This window comes from Arthrobacter sp. ov407, from assembly GCF_900102895.1.
Classification (GTDB): Bacteria; Actinomycetota; Actinomycetes; order Actinomycetales; family Micrococcaceae; genus Arthrobacter.
Map to the genome: position 1 here is coordinate 194,303 of NZ_FNGD01000008.1, position 17,481 is coordinate 211,783.

Here is a 17,481-nt window from a genome sequence, read left to right on the forward strand (position 1 = left end):
CGCACCAGCCGGGCGATGGTAACGGCAACGGCGACGGGTCGCACCAGCCGGGCGACGGCAATGGTAACGGCGACGGGGACCACCATGGCGACGGGGACCACCATGGCGACGGGGACCACCATGGCGATGGGGACCACAACGGCGATGGGGACCACCATGGCGATGGGGACCACCATGGCGATGGGGATCACCATGGCGACGAGGGTGACTGCGAGGAGTCGGAAGAGACTCCGGTGGAGGAGTCCGTAACTCCGCCGGCTGTGAAGCCCGAGAAGCCAGTGACGCCCGTGACGCCCGTGACGCCGCCGACCAGCGCCGCTCCGGGAGCGGCGGCTCCGGCGGTGTCCAACGTTGGTTTCAACGTCCAGACGGCGGTCGCCAGCACTCCGGGTGCCGGAATTCCGCTGTGGCTCTCCGTGCTGACCGGACTCCTGACGGCAGGGGCCGCGACGGCTCTCCTGCGGGGCATGGTCCGGAGCGGTAAGGCCAACAGCTAGGGAAGATGCGGGCCGGTTGCCATTGTGCAGCCGGCCCGCACAGCTATTGCCCTCGGGCAAGTACTTCACCAGGAGCTCTCATGGCCCTTCGCCGCAAAGCCGATGATTCCGTCGAGGCAGCACCGCGTGGACTGCTGCTGCTTGGCCGGGACAGAATACTGCTGGTGGTCTGCATTGTTGGGCTGCTGGCGGCGTGGCTCGTCTACGCAGCTTTCGGCGTCAATGCCGGCGGGGGCGGCGCCGCCGGGCCCGCAACAGGATCCCTTCCAACGGCTACGGCAGCAGCGCAAGGCCCGGCGAGTCCGGTTCCGTCCGCCGGCCGCCCTTCCTCCACAACTTCACAGAAAGCAGCCCCCCAGGTGGCGGCGCGACGCACAGCCCCGCCGGTGGTGCAGGGCCCCGTTGCCTCCGCTCCGCAGCGTATTTCCTATCCCGCAGCACAGATGGACGTCGTGATTCATCCTCTGCAACCGAGCCGCGGTGAGGCTGCAAGCCAGAGCATCGTGCCTCCCGAGACGATGGACGGATACTGGCTCACCCCCTTCGGCGTCCCAGGCGTCGGATCGACGAACACCACCTACGTCGTCGGCCATAGCTGGCAGGGCATCGATGCGCCCTTCAATCATCTGAGCACGAGGGCGACACCCGGGGACAAATTGACCGTGCAAACGGCTGCCGGGGCCATCGCCTACAAGGTGGACTCCGTGACCACCTACCTAAAGTCGACCTTGAAGGACAGCCCCATTTGGACCGTCGTCCCCAACAGATTGGTCCTGATTTCCTGCTACACCGGGGATCTCTGGGGAAAGAACGTGACCGTGGTCGCATCCCCGGTTGCGGCCGGCTGAGGATTCCACGCGGCCATTCCGGATATTGAGACAATTTGACCAGCATGTGGATTCCTTGGCTACGCTGAAAACATGAGCGCATCCATTGATCTGGCAGTCATCCCGGGCGACGGCATTGGTCCGGAGGTCACGGCCGAAGCCCTGAAGGTCCTTGAGAAGGCCGCGGCCGCCGAGGGGATCGTGCTCCTGCAGACCCACTACAAGCTGGGTGCGGAACACTGGCTCGAGACGGGGGAGACCCTGCCCGCGGCGACCCTCGCCGATCTTCGCACGCGCGACGCCATCTTGTTCGGCGCCGTCGGGGCGGCCCCCGGCGACACCCGGATCCCCTCCGGCATCATCGAGCGCGAGCTCCTGCTCAAGCTGCGTTTCAGCCTGGACCACTTCGTCAATCTGCGCCCCTCCCGCCTGTACGCCGGCGTCGGCAGCCCGCTCGCCAACCCCGGCGAGATCGATTTCATCGTGGTCCGTGAGGGCACCGAAGGTCCCTACGTGGGCAACGGCGGCACGCTGCGCGCCGGCACCCCCCACGAGGTGGCCACCGAGGTCTCCCTGAACACGGCCCACGGCGTGGAGCGCGTGGTCCGCGATGCGTTCCGCCGGGCCAACGAACGCCCCCGCAAGAAACTCACGCTGGTGCACAAGCACAACGTCCTGGTCTTCGCCGGCCAGCTCTGGAAGCGCACGGTCGAGGCCGTGGCCCCCGAGTTCCCCGAGGTCACGCACGACTACCTCCACGTCGACGCCGCCACGATCTTCATGGTCACCGATCCGGCCCGCTTCGACGTGATCGTCACCGACAACCTGTTCGGCGACATCATCACCGACCTCGCCGCAGCCGTGACCGGCGGAATCGGCCTCGCCGCCTCCGCCAACCTCAACATGGACCGCACCGCACCGTCCATGTTCGAACCGGTCCACGGGTCCGCCCCGGACATTGCCGGCCAGCAGAAGGCCGACCCCACCGCGGCCATCCTCTCCGCGGCGCTCCTGCTCGACCACCTCGGCTTCGCTGGCGCCGCCCGGAAGATCGAAGCAGCCGTGACGGCCGACGTCGAAGCCCGCGACGGCGCCTTCCGGACCACCAGCGCGGTCGGCGACGCCATCGCGGCGGCGCTGTAGGTCCTGGCTGCATTCCTGGACTGTAGGGCGCCCCGAGGGGACCGCAAAACCCCGCTGCCAACGGGCGTAAGCTTGTTTCGAATCACCAATATGCTGCCGTGGTCCGAGGGTGAACCACGTTCCCACACCAGGCAGCCGATCGTGGAGGAACCATGACTCAGACTGCCCATGGCGTCGAATTCACCCAGCACCTGTCGGAGACCCCGAAGTCTGCTGAAGAGCGTGCAGCCATCCTGGCGAACCCGGGGTTCGGCGACTATTTCACCGACCACACCGCGATTGTCGACTACAGCGTCGACGCCGCAGGCAATGGCGGCTGGCACGACGCTCGGGTTGAGCCCTACGGCCCGATTTCCCTGGACCCGTCCGCCGCGGTGCTGCACTACGGCCAGGAAATCTTCGAGGGCCTCAAGGCCTACCGCCACGCCGACGGCTCGATCTGGACGTTCCGGGCCGAGGCCAATGCCGCCCGACTGAACAAGTCCGCGCGGCGCCTGGCCCTGCCCGAACTCCCGGAAGAGTACTTCCTCGGCGCCATCCGTGAGCTCGTCGCGGCGGACAAGGGCTGGGTGCCCTCCGGCGACGGCGAAGCCCTGTACCTGCGGCCCTTCATGATCGCCACCGAGGCGTTCCTGGGCGTGCGGGCAGCGCGCGAGGTCTCCTTCCGCGTGATCGCCTCCCCGGCCGGCAACTACTTCGGCGGCGAACTCAAGCCCGTCTCCATCTGGATCTCGCGTGAATACGCCCGTGCCGGCCGTGGCGGAACAGGCGCCGCCAAGTGCGGCGGCAACTACGCCGCCTCCCTGATCGCCCAGCAGGAGGCCGAGGCGCACGGCTGCAAGCAGGTCCTGTTCCTGGACCAGTTCAACGACAACGCCGTCGAGGAACTCGGCGGCATGAACGTCTTCTTCGTCATGAAGGACGGCTCGCTGGTCACCCCCGCATTGTCCGGAACCATCCTGGAGGGGATCACCAGGATGTCCGTGATCCAGGTGGCGCGGGACATGGGCCGGGAAGTCACCGAGCGCAAGATCACCCTGGATGAGTGGCGTGAAGGCGTTGCCTCCGGGGAAATTGCCGAGGTCTTCGCCTGCGGCACCGCAGCGGTCATCACCCCCATCGGCGTGCTCAAGGACGCCACCGAGTTCATCGGCTCCGAAGACGCCACGGCGGGGGAGACCACCCTGGCCATCCGCGCCCAGCTGCTCGGGATCCAGACCGGCACCGTGGAGGACACCCACGGCTGGCTGACCCGCCTCGCCTAACACCCAAGATATACAGCGCCGGAACTTCCGGTACGACGGCGGTCCCCACCTTCCGGTGGGGGCCGCCGTCGGCGTCTGCAGCCCATGTTTCGGGGCTGGATCCTTCCGTTCAGCGCAAGGACGGGGTTCGGTGCAAGGATGGGACCGTGACCACCGAGAGATCCCGCGACTTTGTCCGCAGCAGCGAGCTGACCCGGTTCCGCCTTGCGCCGAATCCGGGCCCCATGAGCCTGGACGGAACCAACTCCTATCTCATTGCCGCCCCGGGGGCCGCGTGCAGGGTCACCGTCGACCCCGGGCCCCTCGACGAGCCGCATCTGCAGGCGCTGGCCGGCGACGGGCCGGTCGAACTCATCCTGATCACGCACCGGCACGCGGACCACACCGCGGCCGCGGCGAGGTTTGCGGAGCTTACGGGCGCACCTGTCCGGGCCGCGGATCCCGCCCACTGCCATGGCGCACCCCCGCTGCAGGACGGTGAAACGATCCGGGCCGCCGGAACGGACATCAGGGTGCTGGCGACGCCGGGCCACACCGCGGATTCGCTGTGCTTCCACCTGCCGCAGGACGGCCCGCACGGCTCGGTGCTGACCGGGGACACGATTCTGGGCTCCGGAACCACCGTGCTGGACTATCCCGACGGCACCCTCCGCGACTACCTCGAATCGCTGGACCGGCTGGAGCGCCTCGGGCCAGCCACTGTGCTGCCGGCCCACGGCCCGGTGCTGCCGGCACTGGACGCCGTCGCCCGCGCCTACCGGGATCACCGGCAGGGCAGGCTCGAGCAGGTCCGGGCCGCACTCGCGGCACTGGGTGACGACGCAGGCGTCGGCGCCGTAACGGACACCGTGTACGCCGACGTCGATCCCTCCGTCCGCCGCGCCGCGGAGCTCTCCGTCGCGGCGCAGCTGGACTACCTGCGCAAAGCTTGACCACTTGAACAGCGGGCACCCCTGAACTGGCAGGCTGAAGACGGGCTCCGGCCGACGGGACGGTAGGCTAGGAACCATGCGTATCGCCCGGTTTGTAGTCGATTCTGATCCCCTCTACGGCATCGTGGAAGGTGAGCCCGGCAGTGAGGAAGTCACTGTCATCAAGGGCGATCCGTTCTTCCACGGCGTGGAACGAACCCCCATGAAGCACAAGCTGGAGGACGTCCGCCTGCTGGCGCCGATCATCCCGCGCAGCAAGGTCATCGGCGTCGGCCGCAACTTTGCGGAGCACGCCCGGGAACTGGGCAACGAGGTCCCGGCCCAGCCTCTGCTGTTCCTCAAGCCCAACACCTCCGTAATCGGGCCCAACGATCCCATTGTCCTGCCGGAGTTCTCCGAGGACGTCTCCTTCGAAGCCGAGCTGTGCGTCGTGATCGGCCGGATCTGCAAGGACGTGCCCGAAAACCGGGTGGACGACGTGATCTTCGGCTACACCTGCGGCAACGACCTCACCGCCCGCGACGTCCAGAAGACGGACCTGCAGTGGGCCCGAGCCAAGGGCTTCGACACCTCTGCCCCGCTCGGGCCGTGGATCGAGACCGAGCTCGACACCGAGGACCTGCAGATCCAGGGCCGGCTCAATGGCGAACTGCGCCAGGACGGCAGCACGAACCAGATGATCCGCGGCGTCCGGGAGCTCGTCTCCATCGTCTCGCAGGCCTTTACCCTGCTGCCCGGCGACGTCATCATGACCGGTACCCCGGCCGGCGTCGGCTCGGTGCAGGCCGGCGACCGCTATGAGGTCGAAATCGAGGGCATCGGTCGCCTCTCCAACCCGGTGGTCCGCCGCTAGAACGTTCCGCTAGAAGCAGCCGCGCCGATTTCGGACAGCCGCACCGTGGATCCACGGTGCGGCTGTCCCTTTTCGTAGCGGAATTCCGGGCGAGTAGCGATGGTGGAGGTTGGTAATGTTGGTACCACTATGACTACTGCTTCCGCGTCCGACGCCGTTTCCAGCTCCGCCCTTGCTGCCTCCACCGGTGAAGTCACCGCTGACACCCCGGTCCGTGTCCGGTTCTGCCCGTCGCCCACGGGCACCCCGCACGTCGGCCTGATCCGCACCGCCCTGTTCAACTGGGCCCACGCCCGGCACACCAAGGGCACCTTTGTGTTCCGGATCGAGGACACGGACGCGGCCCGCGACTCGGAGGAGAGCTACCAGCAGCTGCTTGAGGCCCTCAAATGGCTCGGCATCACCTGGGAAGAAGGCGTGGAAGTCGGCGGCCCGCACGAGCCCTACCGCCAGTCGCAGCGGCTGGACCTCTACAAGGACGTCGTGGCCAAGCTGATCGACGCCGGCTACGCCTACGAGTGCTACTCCTCGCCGGACGAAGTCGAGGCCCGCCACCGGGCAGCCGGCCGTGACCCCAAGCTGGGCTACGACAACTTCGACCGCGAGCTCTCCGAGGAACAGCTCGCCGCGTTCAAGGCCGAGGGCCGCCAGCCCGTCCTGCGCGTCCGGATGCCGGACGAGGACGTCACCTTTACTGACATGGTCCGCGGCGAGATCACCTTCAAGGCCGGCAGCATCCCGGACTACGTCATTGTCCGCGCCGACGGATCCCCGCTCTACACCCTGGTCAACCCGGTGGACGACGCCCTCATGGGGATCACCCACGTGCTCCGCGGCGAGGACCTGCTCTCCTCCACGCCCCGCCAGGTGGTGCTGATCCAGGCGCTGATGGACATCGGCGTCGCCAGCTACATGCCGGTCTTCGGCCACCTGCCGTACGTCATGGGCGAGGGCAACAAGAAGCTCTCCAAGCGCGACCCCCAGTCCAACCTGTTCCTGCTCCGGGACCGCGGCTTCATTCCCGAAGGCCTGCTCAACTACCTGTCCCTGCTCGGCTGGAGCCTCTCCGCCGACGAGGACATCTTCACCGTGGAGCAGCTGATCGAGCACTTCGACGTCAACGATGTGCTGGCCAACCCCGCCCGCTTCGACATCAAGAAGGCCGAAGCGATCAACGGCACCCACATCCGCATGCTAGGCGCTGAGGACTTCCGCGGCCGCCTGGTGCCCTACCTGCAGGCCGCCGGCCTGGTCGGGGAGAGCCTCACGGCCCGCGAGGAAGAGATCCTGGCCGAGGCCGCCCCGCTGGTCCAGGAGCGCATCGCGCTTCTGGGCGAGGCCCCCGAAATGCTCGCGTTCCTGTTCAAGGCCGACGACGCGATCGACGTCGCCGACGACGCCCGCAAGGGCCTGCCGGAGAACCTCACCGAAGTGCTCGACGCCGCCCTGTCCGCTCTGGAGCCCGTCGCTGACTGGACCGCCGAGAACATCCAGGCTGCCCTGAAGGAGGCCCTCGTGGAAGGCCTCGGCGTCAAGCCGCGCCTGGCCTTCGGCCCGGTCCGCACGGCCGTCTCGGGCCGGCGGATCTCCCCGCCGCTGTTCGAATCCATGGTCATCCTGGGCAAGGATTCATCCCTGGCCCGCCTCCGCGCCTTCCGCGGCTGACATGCTGGCCGCGGGCCTGGGCGGCGGCGCTGTCCATGGGGTTCTGTTCGATATCGACGACACCCTGGTGGACCTCGAATTCGCCATGACGGCCGCCCTCCGCGACGTCAGCGAGCACCTCCTGCCCGGCCTGGACGAGGCCGGGTGGGAGAGGTTCGGGCGGATCTTCACCCGGGAGACCACCCACTTCTACGACCGCTACCTGGCCGGCGAGCTGACGTTCAATGAGCAGCGGCTGCTCCGCGGCCGGGCGGCGCTGGGGTATTTCGGCGTCGAGCTTGCGGACGGCGAACAGGCCCACCACTGGGTGAGCTCCTACGCGAGCCGCCAACACGGCTACATCCGGGCGTTCGACGACGTCGGCCCGCTGCTGGACGCCCTTGACGCCGCGGGCATTCCCTACGGGGCCGTGAGCAACAACGTCCACGACTACCAGCGCGTGAAGCTGGACGCGGCCGGGCTGGAACGGATTGCCGTCCTGGTGGGCACCGATACTGTCGGCGTCGCAAAACCGGACCCGGCCATCTACCTCGAGGGTGTCCGGCGCATCGGTACGGGCCCCGGCCAAACGCTGTACGTCGGGGACAACCGGCTCCTCGACGCGGAAGGCTCGACGGCGGCCGGCCTCCTCGGTGTCTGGCTGAACCGCGGCGGGGAGCGCGCGCCGGGCTTCGCCGGGCGCGAGGTCGGCTCCCTGCTGGAGCTGCTGGCCTGACCCCGGCGACACCGGAGGCACGAACAAAACGGCCCCGCCGGAGGATCCATTCCTCCGGCGGGGCCGTTCGCTTGGCGGACTAGGCCGTTTCCTGCACCAGGCGACGGTTCCGCAGGGCCAGGAAGGCGCCTACGGCACCTAGTCCCAGCAGCGCCACGAGGCCCAGGGCCACGGCCACGTCAGCCTTGATCATGTTCGACGGCGAGACCGCCGCAGCGCTGGAGTGCAGCGTACCGGTGCCTTCGGCAATCCGGGCGTTCCCGTCGGCCAGCTTGCCGGCGCCCGTGGACAGCAGGGTGGACCCCGAGGCCAGCTTGGTGTTGCCGGCGGAGAGCTGCGATGCTCCGTTGGCGAGGGCCGTGGAGCCCCTCAGCAGGCCGGGGTTGGAAGGATCAGCGGGGTCCCCGGCAATTCCGGTGTTTAGCGCCAGCGTGCCGCCAGCCAGCCGCGAGGTCCCGTCGGTCATCCTGGCGGTGGCCTTGAGCAGGCCGGGGTGTTCGGGATCTCCCGGAACCCCGTCCATGCCGACGCGGATCTTCGCGGTGCCGGCTGCCAGCAGTTCGGTGCCCAGGACGACGCCGGGGCTGTTGGGGTCGCGGCTGTTGAGCTTGCCGGCCAGGGTGGCGAATCCGGCCGTGAGCTTTCCTGTTCCCGCGTGAAGTTGGCCGGCGCCGGTGTTGAGCTGGGCGGTTCCGGCCTGCAGCCGGGAGGCGCCGGCGTCGAGCCGCTGGGCGCCGGCGGTGATCTTAGCGATCTGGGCCTTTACCGCGGAAAGCGGCACAAACTGCTTGATGGGGTCATTGGCCGCGGCCAGCAGCTTCTCCAGGGCTTGCGCGAGGGCGGCCGTGCCGGTTCCGGCTTCCGGGTTGTCCCCGGCGCCGCGGTAACCCTTGAGCTGCACCGCTCCTGCCGCGAGGCGGCCGGTGCCGTCGGCAAGGCGGGCCGCGCCGGCGTTGAGCTGGGTGGCGCCGTCGGCCAGATTGTTCGGGGCCGTACCGGAAGGGGTGGGGGTCAGTGCGGCGGAAAGCTGCACGGCCCCGGCGGCGAGCTTCTGCGCGCCGTCGTCGACCTTGTAGACGCCGGGTGCCAGCTTGTTGTTGACGTCTGTTTGGATTTTGACGGCACCCGTGGCGAGCTTGCGGGCTCCGGCCTCGAGCTTCTCCGCCCCGGGGGCGAGCTTGCCAGCGACACCGGCCTGGATCTTCGCGGCGCCGTCCGAGAGTTTGCCGGCGCCGGCATCGGCCTGCCCCGCGCCCGTGGCCAGTTTGCCCGCGCCGTCCTTCAGCTGCTGCGCCCCGGCAGAGGCCTGTCCGGCCCCGGCATTGAGCCTCGCGGATCCGTCCGTAATGCGCCCGGTGACCAGGGTATAGAAGCCCAGCAGCGCGATCAGCAGCAGGGCCAGGATGGCGATGGCGATCTGTTGCGCCCGGGTTCGGGTTGGGGCGGTGGCGGCACGACTCTGTGGCACAGGTTGTTCCTCTCGACGATCTCGCCGGCAACGGCTCTGCTGCCGGCCCCCGCAGCTGTGACGCAGCTAACAGTCGGAAATGGCCGTTATTCTGCCCGAAACTGAGTGGGGAGGGGGTTGTTACTCATTGGTAACTTACCGAGCGTAAACTTGTTTGCACCGGATTGGCAAGGGTTGGCTTCGGTTTTCCGTCCCCCGGAGCAGGGCTCGGCCCGCCCGAGCGGCTCGATGCGGCAGCTTGGCGCCCGATTTGTGGAAGTGAAAACTCTCGGGTAAAGTAATTACTCGTGCTGAGGCGCCGGGAGCGAGGGTTTAGGCCTAAACATCCGGACCGAAAGTGCCATTGGGATATGGTGTAATTGGCAACACTACGGTTTCTGGTACCGTCATTCTAGGTTCGAGTCCTGGTATCCCAGCTCTGAAAATCCGCGGGTTTCCGCTGAATTTCGGAGGTTGTGAATCGGCTGGTCCGATTTGAAACCTGGGTCAAATGTATGAAACAATCATTTGGCTTGAATGGCAGAAATGCTGTTCAGGAAGTACGCGGCCCCATCGTATAGCGGCCTAGTACGCTGCCCTCTCACGGCGGTAACGCGGGTTCGAATCCCGCTGGGGTCACAATGGAACGGTCCCGGGCATCAGCCCGGGGCCGTTTTTGCTTTGCCAGGAATACTTGAAGGCCCGAACAGCGTCCCGCGCCCTGCAGGTAGCGTGACGGGTCCGGCTTGCCGGGTCTGGCCTGCCGGACTAGAGCGCTAAATCCCGGCTGCTGCGTCGCGGACCTTGACCATGGTGCGCAGGTTGCGGGTGGTCGTGGTTGCCTTGTACTTCGCCTTCGAGGAGAGCTTGCTGAAAGGGCTGTCCAGGGTTCCGCCGGCCGGCGCTAGCCAGGCCAGGGCTTCGGGGCCCAGGCGGGTGAGTTCGGCCCCGTCCAGGGCGCGGCCGGACTCGAACAGCTCGGAGAGTACCGCCTCGTCAGAGGAGAGGGTGATGTAGCTGTGGGTGGCCGCGTCGTCGGCCGGGTAGGGGCAGGCCTCGACCAGGGCTGCCACGCGGGACGCAGTCAGCACCACCACCCAGGCGTCGTAGCCGAAGGTTTCCCTCAGGCACGCCTCGAACTCTTTTTTGACGCCGGCAGGATCCAGCTCGCTGGCCAGCACGACGTTGCCGCTGGCCAACAGGGTCAGGACGTCCGAAAACGGTCGCGACTTCAGTGCGCTTTTGAGATCGGCCATTTTGATATTGATGCCGCCCACGTTGATGCCCCGCAGGAACACCGCATAGTTGTTCATGGGCACAGCATACTTAGTCGTTGGTCTTGCGCAGCGCCTCGGTCAGGACGCGGCCGGCGTTGCAGACCACTTCGGCGTGAAGACGGCCCGGCTGGCGGGTCAGGCGCTCAATCGGGCCGGAAATGGACACTGCGGCAATCACGCGGCCGGACGGCCCGCGGACCGGTGCCGAAACGGAGGCGACTCCCGGCTCGCGTTCCCCGAGGCTCTGGCCCCAGCCCCGGCGTCGTACTCCCGCCAGGACGGTGGGGGTGAAACGGGCGGACTGGAGGCCTTCCAGGAGGCGATCGTGGTCTTCCCATGCCAGCAGTACCTGGGCGGCGGAGCCGGCCTTCATGGACAGTTGGGTGCCGACGGGGATGGTGTCGCGCAGGCCGATGGGGCGTTCGGCGGAGGCCACGCAGACACGCCAGTCGCCCTGGCGACGGAAGATCTGGGCGCTTTCGCCGGTGGCGTCGCGCAGCTGCATGAGCACGGGCCCGGCGGAGGCGATGAGGCGGTCCTCGCCGGCGGCGGAGGCCAGTTCCACGAGGCGGCTTCCGAGCACGAACCGGCCCTGGATATCGCGGCTCACGAGCCGGTGGTGCACCAACGCGAGAGCCAGCCGATGCACGGTGGGCCGGGCCAGTCCCGTGGCCGCCACCAGCTGCGCCAGGGTGGTGGGGCCGGCCTCAAGTGCGTCAAGCACATGGGCCGCTTTATCGATGACACCGACTCCACTAGAATTGTCCATGTAATGATATTGCCGTCTCATTATCTGAGATGCAAGTCAACGCGCTGGCGTATTACTCGGCTGTGCTGGTTCAGTGGAAGCACTAGTCCGTGGGAACGCACAATACTTACCGCAGTGAAGGGAGCAGGCCGTGGCAAAGACACTGGCCGAGAAAGTCTGGGACGCGCACGTAGTGCGCAAGGGGGACGGCGAAGGAGCCAACGCCCAGCCGGATCTCCTTTTCATCGACCTCCACCTGGTGCACGAGGTGACGTCGCCGCAGGCATTTGAAGGCCTGCGCCTCGCCGGCCGCAAGCTGCGCCGGCCGGACCTCACCATCGCCACCGAGGACCACAACACTCCCACGCTGGACATCGACAAGCCAATTGCCGATCTCACCAGCCGCACCCAGATCCAGACCCTGCGCAACAACTGCCAGGAGTTCGGTGTCCGCCTGCACTCACTCGGCGACGCCGAGCAGGGAATCGTGCACGTGGTTGGCCCCCAGTTGGGCCTCACGCAGCCCGGCATGACCGTGGTCTGCGGCGACTCACACACGTCAACGCACGGCGCCTTCGGAGCGCTCGCCATGGGCATCGGCACCTCCGAGGTGGAGCACGTCATGGCCACCCAGACGCTGTCCCTGAAGCCGTTCAAGACCATGGCCATCAATGTTGAGGGCACGCTGCGCCCCGGCGTGAGCGCCAAGGACATCATCCTCGCCGTTATCGCCAAGATCGGCACGGGCGGCGGGCAGGGCTACGTGCTCGAATACCGCGGCTCCGCCATCCGTGCGCTGTCCATGGAAGCCCGGATGACCATCTGCAACATGTCCATCGAGGCCGGCGCGCGAGCCGGGCTGGTGGCTCCGGACCAGACCACGTACGACTACATGTTCGGCCGCCCGCATGCGCCCGAGGGCGCCGAGTGGGATGCCGCCGTCGAATACTGGAACACCCTGAGCACCGACGACGGCGCGGCGTTCGACGTCGAGGTGGACCTCGACGCCGACACCCTGGAGCCGTTCGTGACGTGGGGAACCAACCCGGGCCAGGGCGTGTCCCTGTCCGCAAACGTGCCCTCGCCGGATGACTTCGGCGATGAAAACGCCAAGGCCGCAGCCGAACGTGCCCTGCAGTACATGGGACTCGAGGCTGGCACTCCGATGAAGGACATCCGGGTGGACACGGTGTTCCTGGGCTCCTGCACCAACTCACGGATGGAGGACCTTCGGGCGGCCGCTGACATCATCCGCGGCCGGACCAAGGATCCCAACATCCGGATGCTCGTGGTGCCCGGCTCCGCCCGCGTTCGGCTCGAGGCTGAAGCCGAGGGCCTGGACAAGGTCTTCAAGGACTTCGGGGCCGAGTGGCGCTTTGCCGGCTGCTCCATGTGCCTGGGCATGAACCCGGACCAGCTGGAAGTGGGGGAGCGCTGCGCCTCCACGTCCAACCGTAACTTCGAGGGGCGCCAAGGCAAGGGCGGCCGCACCCACCTGGTCTCGCCGGTAGTCGCGGCGGCGACGGCCGTCCGCGGCACGCTGAGCTCGCCGTCGGATCTGGACCCCGCTCCAGAGTCGGCAGCGGTCCGAGTCGACGCCGCGTAGCCTCCGCCGAGATCTGAAGTGGATCGACAAAATCGATCCACTTAGCCTCGATCCGTTTAGCCCCGGTCCACACAGTTTCGGTCCACACAGTTTCGAAGGATCCGCCATGGAAAAGTTCACCACCCACACCGGCATCGGTGTCCCGCTGCGCCAGAGCAACGTCGACACGGACCAGATCATCCCCGCCGTCTACCTCAAGCGCATCACCCGCACGGGCTTTGAGGACGCGCTCTTCGCCGCGTGGCGCAAGGACCCGTCCTTCATCCTGAACCAGGCGCCCTTCAGCGCAGGATCCGTTCTGGTGGCCGGCCCCGACTTCGGCACCGGCTCGTCCCGCGAGCATGCCGTCTGGGCACTGAAGGATTACGGCTTCAAGACGGTCCTGTCCTCGCGCTTCGCTGACATCTTCCGCGGCAACTCCGGCAAGCAGGGCCTGCTCGCCGCCGAGGTTGCCCAGGACGACATCGAGCTCATCTGGAAAGAACTCGAGAACGCCCCCGGCACGGAGGTCACGGTGGATCTCGTGTCCAAGACCGTGCAGTGCGGCAACATTGTGGCGCCGTTCGAGATTGACGATTACACACGGTGGCGCCTTCTTGAGGGCCTGGACGACATCGGACTGACGCTCAAGCACGAAGAAGACATCACGGCGTACGAGGCCACCCGACCCTCCTTCAAGCCCAAGACGCTGCCCGCCCGGTTGTCCTGAGGCCCGTCGGGACCTCCTGGCGCTGAGATAGGTGAAGACGTGCCATCGTCGAGTTGTGAGACTCGACGACGGCACGTCTGTCTTCAGGGGGCTGGTGGCCTGGCACTTTGAGTCCACATCGTCAGGCCGCCGCCATGGCCGTGCGCTTGCGGGTCTTGAGGGCCTTCGCCCGCTGCCGCAGTTGGCGTCGTTGGTGGGATCCGGGCACGGCCGCTGGGCGGAGCGGTGTTCCCGGCAGGCCAAGCGGTGTCCCCGGGAGTGGTGGTGCGGTGGAGTGGTATGTGTGGCCGGTGGGGGTGGTGAGGGCGATGGTGTGCCTGTCGCCGCTGCCGGAGGCGGGGTCAGTTGCGGGAGCAAGGCCTGACTGTTCTGCGGGTGCGGGGCGGGCGGTCCAGCCGGGGGTTTCTTTGGTGTGGTTGCAGGCTTCGCAGAGGCCGGCGCCGTTGGTCTGGGTGGTTTCTCCGCCCTCGTGCCAGGGAACGATGTGGTCCAGATGCCGGATCGGGGCGTCGCAGTAGGGGGTGCGGCAGGTGTCATCCCGGGCTTGGATGAAGCGTCGGTGCCCGGGCGGGAAGAGCCGGGCGCGGGAGTCCATGCCGATGAGCTCACCGGTGCCGGGGTGGGTGTAGAGCCGGCGGAGCCAGACCCCGAACGCGGTGTCACCGGCGCTTCCTGCAGCGCCGCCGGGTGTTGGCGGACTGCCGGGTTCCGGTGGACCGGCGGCATTGCCGCGAGGTTCAAGGCGCCCGGCGGTTGACTTGCCGGGTTCCGGTGGACCACTTTGTCCAGGCGAACCGATGCCGAATGTGCCGTCTTTAGCCTTCGTGCCGTTGATGATGCTGCGGGCCCACTCCGCGGGGACGGTGCCGTAGCCGGGCAGCCGGGCCGGTTCGGAGTCGCCCTGGAAAAGCGTGCGGTCCGTCATGACGAGCCGGATCTCGATGCCGGTGATCCCGCCGGGGGTGCCGGTGCTGCGTTCGACCAGGGTGTCGGCCATCAGCTGCCCCCGGTTTCTCGGGTCCCCGGCGGCACGGAGGGCGTCGGCGTGCCGGCTCAGCGCGGTGTAGACGGCGACGCCCTGGGCGACGGGCAGCAGGGCGGTGAGGCAGGCCATGGCATCGGGGGCCGGACGCAGGCTGACATACCGCTCACTGGCGGCGTGTGCGGCGCGCTGCGTGACGGTGCGCGGGTCGAGCCGGTAGGCGGCGGCGCGGGCCGCGGCGACCAGCCGCCGGTCGCCGACGCCGTCCAGGGTGCCGGTGTCGGCGGCGAGCTCGGCGTCGACGGCTGCCCGGTCGGCGGCGGTCAGGCAGGCGGTTTCGCGCACCAGCAGGGTGGCGCGCCATTCGTTGAGCTGCCCGGTCTCGAGGGCGGCGAGGGTGTGCGGCATCTCGGTCACGAGGGCCTTGGCCAGGCCCAGGAGCCGGCCGCCCCTGGCCGGGGATTCGCGCCGGGCCAGGGCGATCTGCGCGCCGACCCCGGCGCCGAGTTTCTCGGCCGGGACTCCGGCGGCACGCTGCTCGTGGCGCTGGAGCAGGTCGAAGGCCACGGCGAGGCGGGCCTGCTCCGCGGCCAGAGCGGATTTCCGGTCTTCCAGTTCCCTGATCCGGTCAATGATCCCGGCACTGTCCGTTGCCGGCGGGAGGGCGGCCAGCAGGCCCGCCGCGTCCGTGACGGCCGTCGCCACGGTGCCAGGCCAGGGGGCTGCACCGCGCCCGGCGCGACTGAGGCCAGCCTCGCCGTGTCCTGCCGGAACCATTTCGGGCCCCTGATTGCCGTCCATGAATCAAGTCTCCATCGGGGGTCTGACATTAAAAGGGAGAGCCAGAGGAGTCCGGGATGCCGTGGGACACCGGAGCTGTACCACTGGTAGGTGAGTGCCGCCGGGGCCGGCGACCAGGTTCCCGGGACGGCCGCAAGGGTGACCATGACGGAACCTGTCATATCCGAGGCAGCGCTGGCGACAGGCGCCGTGACAAGCCAAAGCATTGCGAAGATCGCCAGACAAAGGGTCATGCCGGCCAAAGGGTCATGACGGCATTTCTTGATTTCATGTTGGTGATCACCAACGGATCCAAGGCTCGTGCAGCCCGTTGGCCGCACTGAATGGATCCGCGTGCGGCGGACCTCGTGAATGTAGCGGACGCAACCCAGAACGGAGGCCCTGGAACGTAGCGCGCAGGCTCCCATCACGCCGGAACTATGACAACGTGCAGTCACGACGGCGGCAGGCAAGCGTTCCGGCTGCGCCCGACGGCGCCCGACGACGCAATGACCGCGACCCGCCGTCGCGCGGCACGTTCTACACACGTACCCTACCTACGACGTCTGCGTTGCCGTATCCACGCAGACCGAGCCAGTGTGAGGCCAATCGAACTCCTTCGTATTTCAGATCGGTAACGGATGCTCCTATGCTTAGCTGGAGCCTTTGTAAGGATTTGGGGGCGAGTAGTCGTGAGGAAACCGGTATATGAGTAGTGTTTTGACAATCCGCGGAGGCGTCCCGCTAACTGGCCGCGTCACCGTTCGCGGGGCCAAGAATCTTGTCCCCAAGGCCATGGTTGCTGCCCTTCTGGGCAACGAGCCATCGGTGTTGCGCAACGTGCCTGAAATCAAGGACGTTGAGGTTGTCACGAGCCTGCTTCAGCTCCACGGCGTCAGGGTCGACAAGGACCCCGTGACCGGCGATCTGACGCTTGATCCCAAGGGCGCCAAGACCGCCTCCAGCACGGCCATCGACGCCCACGCCGGAGATTCGCGCATCCCGATCCTGCTGTGCGGGCCACTGATCCACGCCATTGGCGAGGCATTCATTCCCGATCTGGGCGGCTGCAAGATCGGCGACCGCCCGATCGACTACCACCTCAATGTCCTGCGCCAGTTCGGTGCGGTAGTGGAAAAGCGCCCCGGCGGCATCCATATCTCCGCGCCCAACGGGCTCAAGGGCGCCAAGATTGTCCTGCCCTACCCGTCCGTCGGCGCCACCGAGCAGGTCCTGCTGAGCGCCACGCGCGCCGAGGGCATCACCGAGCTCTCCGGCGCGGCTACCGAGCCGGAAATCGTGGACCTCATCGCGGTGCTGCAGAAGATGGGCGCGATCATCAGTGTCCAGACTGACCGCACCATCCGGATCGAAGGCGTCCGGGACCTGGGCGGGTACAACCACCGGGCCCTCTCGGACCGGAACGAGTCGGCCTCCTGGGCTTCCGCGGCGTTGGTCACCCGCGGCGACATCTTTGTCGAAGGCGCCACACAGCGCGACATGATGACCTTCCTGAACACCTACCGCAAGGTTGGCGGGGGAATGGACATCGGTGACGACGGCATCCGCTTCTACCACCGCGGCGGCAAGCTCAACCCGCTGGTTCTCGAAACGGACGTGCACCCCGGCTTCATGACGGACTGGCAGCAGCCCCTCATCGTCGCCCTGACCCAGGCCGAGGGCGTTTCGATTGTCCACGAGACCGTGTATGAGAACCGGTTCGGCTTCACGGATGCGCTGATTCGCATGGGCGCCAACATCCAGGTCCACCGCGAGTGCCTCGGCAGCGTGCCGTGCCGCTTCGGCCAGCGCAACTTTCTGCACTCGGCCGTAATTTCCGGACCGGCGCAACTCAAGGGCACCGACATCGACGTCCCGGACCTGCGCGGTGGATTCAGCCACCTCATCGCCGCCCTGGCCGCCAGCGGCACTTCCCGAGTCACGGGAATCGACATCATCAACCGCGGCTACGAGCGCTTCACCGAGAAGCTCGCGGGCCTCGGCGCCGATTTCGACATCACGTCTGCCAAGTAGC

General features: G+C 67.4%; 16 protein-coding genes and 2 tRNA genes. 13 read left to right on the top strand and 5 right to left on the bottom strand.

From position 1 onward, the window contains the following. The coding region (locus tag BLS42_RS20260; protein WP_176803381.1) for a hypothetical protein at nt 1-194 on the bottom strand (194 nt) is incomplete at its 3' end. A 39-nt stretch (nt 195-233) separates the two neighbouring features. Here BLS42_RS20260 and BLS42_RS12430 point away from each other — a divergent pair. From BLS42_RS12430 to BLS42_RS12465, 8 genes are all read left to right on the top strand, one after another. Then, complete coding sequence (locus tag BLS42_RS12430; protein WP_090581580.1) at nt 234-497, top strand: hypothetical protein; 264 nt, start codon at nt 234-236, stop codon at nt 495-497. 80 nt (nt 498-577) lie between these two features. Next, nucleotides 578-1,345 carry a class F sortase gene (locus tag BLS42_RS12435; RefSeq protein ID WP_090581582.1) on the top strand — a complete coding sequence of 256 codons (768 nt, stop codon included), beginning with the start codon at nt 578-580 and terminating at the stop codon, nt 1,343-1,345. 72 nt (nt 1,346-1,417) lie between these two features. Beyond that, the gene (locus BLS42_RS12440; protein ID WP_090581584.1) at nt 1,418-2,467 is read left to right on the top strand and encodes a 3-isopropylmalate dehydrogenase; all 1,050 of its coding nucleotides are present in this window, start codon (nt 1,418-1,420) and stop codon (nt 2,465-2,467) included. Between the two features lie 152 nt (nt 2,468-2,619). Further along, nucleotides 2,620-3,732 carry a branched-chain amino acid aminotransferase gene (locus BLS42_RS12445; protein ID WP_090581585.1) on the top strand — a complete coding sequence of 371 codons (1,113 nt, stop codon included), beginning with the start codon at nt 2,620-2,622 and terminating at the stop codon, nt 3,730-3,732. Nucleotides 3,733-3,878: 146 nt separating this feature from the next. After that, a complete protein-coding gene (locus BLS42_RS12450) occupies nt 3,879-4,664 on the top strand; it encodes an MBL fold metallo-hydrolase (protein ID WP_090581587.1) in 786 nt (261 codons plus the stop codon). Nucleotides 4,665-4,740: 76 nt separating this feature from the next. Next, nucleotides 4,741-5,517, top strand: a complete 777-nt coding sequence (locus BLS42_RS12455; RefSeq protein ID WP_090581589.1) for a fumarylacetoacetate hydrolase family protein — start codon at nt 4,741-4,743, stop codon at nt 5,515-5,517. Between the two features lie 129 nt (nt 5,518-5,646). Continuing rightward, on the top strand, nt 5,647-7,182 hold the full coding sequence (gene gltX / locus BLS42_RS12460; protein ID WP_090581591.1) for a glutamate--tRNA ligase: 1,536 nt from the start codon (nt 5,647-5,649) through the stop codon (nt 7,180-7,182). Nucleotide 7,183: 1 nt separating this feature from the next. Next, nucleotides 7,184-7,897 carry an HAD family hydrolase gene (locus tag BLS42_RS12465; RefSeq protein WP_090581593.1) on the top strand — a complete coding sequence of 238 codons (714 nt, stop codon included), beginning with the start codon at nt 7,184-7,186 and terminating at the stop codon, nt 7,895-7,897. A gap of 79 nt (nt 7,898-7,976) precedes the next feature. On the opposite strand, the gene BLS42_RS12470 is transcribed toward BLS42_RS12465, so the two are convergent. Continuing rightward, on the bottom strand, nt 7,977-9,365 hold the full coding sequence (locus BLS42_RS12470) for a hypothetical protein (protein WP_090581595.1): 1,389 nt from the start codon (nt 9,363-9,365) through the stop codon (nt 7,977-7,979). Nucleotides 9,366-9,709: 344 nt separating this feature from the next. Between BLS42_RS12470 and BLS42_RS12475 the strand changes: the two genes are divergently transcribed. Then, nucleotides 9,710-9,781, top strand: a tRNA-Gln gene (locus BLS42_RS12475). A gap of 129 nt (nt 9,782-9,910) precedes the next feature. Further along, nucleotides 9,911-9,983 (top strand) — tRNA-Glu (locus BLS42_RS12480). A gap of 137 nt (nt 9,984-10,120) precedes the next feature. Here the strand turns inward: BLS42_RS12480 and BLS42_RS12485 are convergent. Both BLS42_RS12485 and BLS42_RS12490 read right to left on the bottom strand, forming a co-directional pair. Beyond that, entirely contained in the window at nt 10,121-10,657 is a 537-nt protein-coding gene (locus tag BLS42_RS12485) for a DUF1697 domain-containing protein (protein WP_090581596.1), read from the bottom strand. A 13-nt stretch (nt 10,658-10,670) separates the two neighbouring features. Further along, a complete protein-coding gene (locus tag BLS42_RS12490; RefSeq protein WP_026266447.1) occupies nt 10,671-11,390 on the bottom strand; it encodes an IclR family transcriptional regulator in 720 nt (239 codons plus the stop codon). Between the two features lie 130 nt (nt 11,391-11,520). Here BLS42_RS12490 and leuC point away from each other — a divergent pair, with 130 nt between their 5' ends. Together leuC and leuD are read left to right on the top strand one after the other, a co-directional pair. Then, on the top strand, nt 11,521-12,975 hold the full coding sequence (leuC, locus tag BLS42_RS12495; RefSeq protein ID WP_090581597.1) for a 3-isopropylmalate dehydratase large subunit: 1,455 nt from the start codon (nt 11,521-11,523) through the stop codon (nt 12,973-12,975). 106 nt (nt 12,976-13,081) lie between these two features. Continuing rightward, the gene (gene leuD, locus BLS42_RS12500) at nt 13,082-13,684 is read left to right on the top strand and encodes a 3-isopropylmalate dehydratase small subunit (RefSeq protein WP_090581599.1); all 603 of its coding nucleotides are present in this window, start codon (nt 13,082-13,084) and stop codon (nt 13,682-13,684) included. 121 nt (nt 13,685-13,805) lie between these two features. On the opposite strand, the gene BLS42_RS12505 is transcribed toward leuD, so the two are convergent. Next, complete coding sequence (locus tag BLS42_RS12505) at nt 13,806-15,467, bottom strand: HNH endonuclease (RefSeq protein WP_090581601.1); 1,662 nt, start codon at nt 15,465-15,467, stop codon at nt 13,806-13,808. 687 nt (nt 15,468-16,154) lie between these two features. On the opposite strand from BLS42_RS12505, the gene murA reads away from it, so the two are divergent. Then, nucleotides 16,155-17,480, top strand: a complete 1,326-nt coding sequence (gene murA / locus BLS42_RS12510; RefSeq protein ID WP_090581603.1) for a UDP-N-acetylglucosamine 1-carboxyvinyltransferase — start codon at nt 16,155-16,157, stop codon at nt 17,478-17,480. Nucleotide 17,481: the final 1 nt, after the last annotated feature.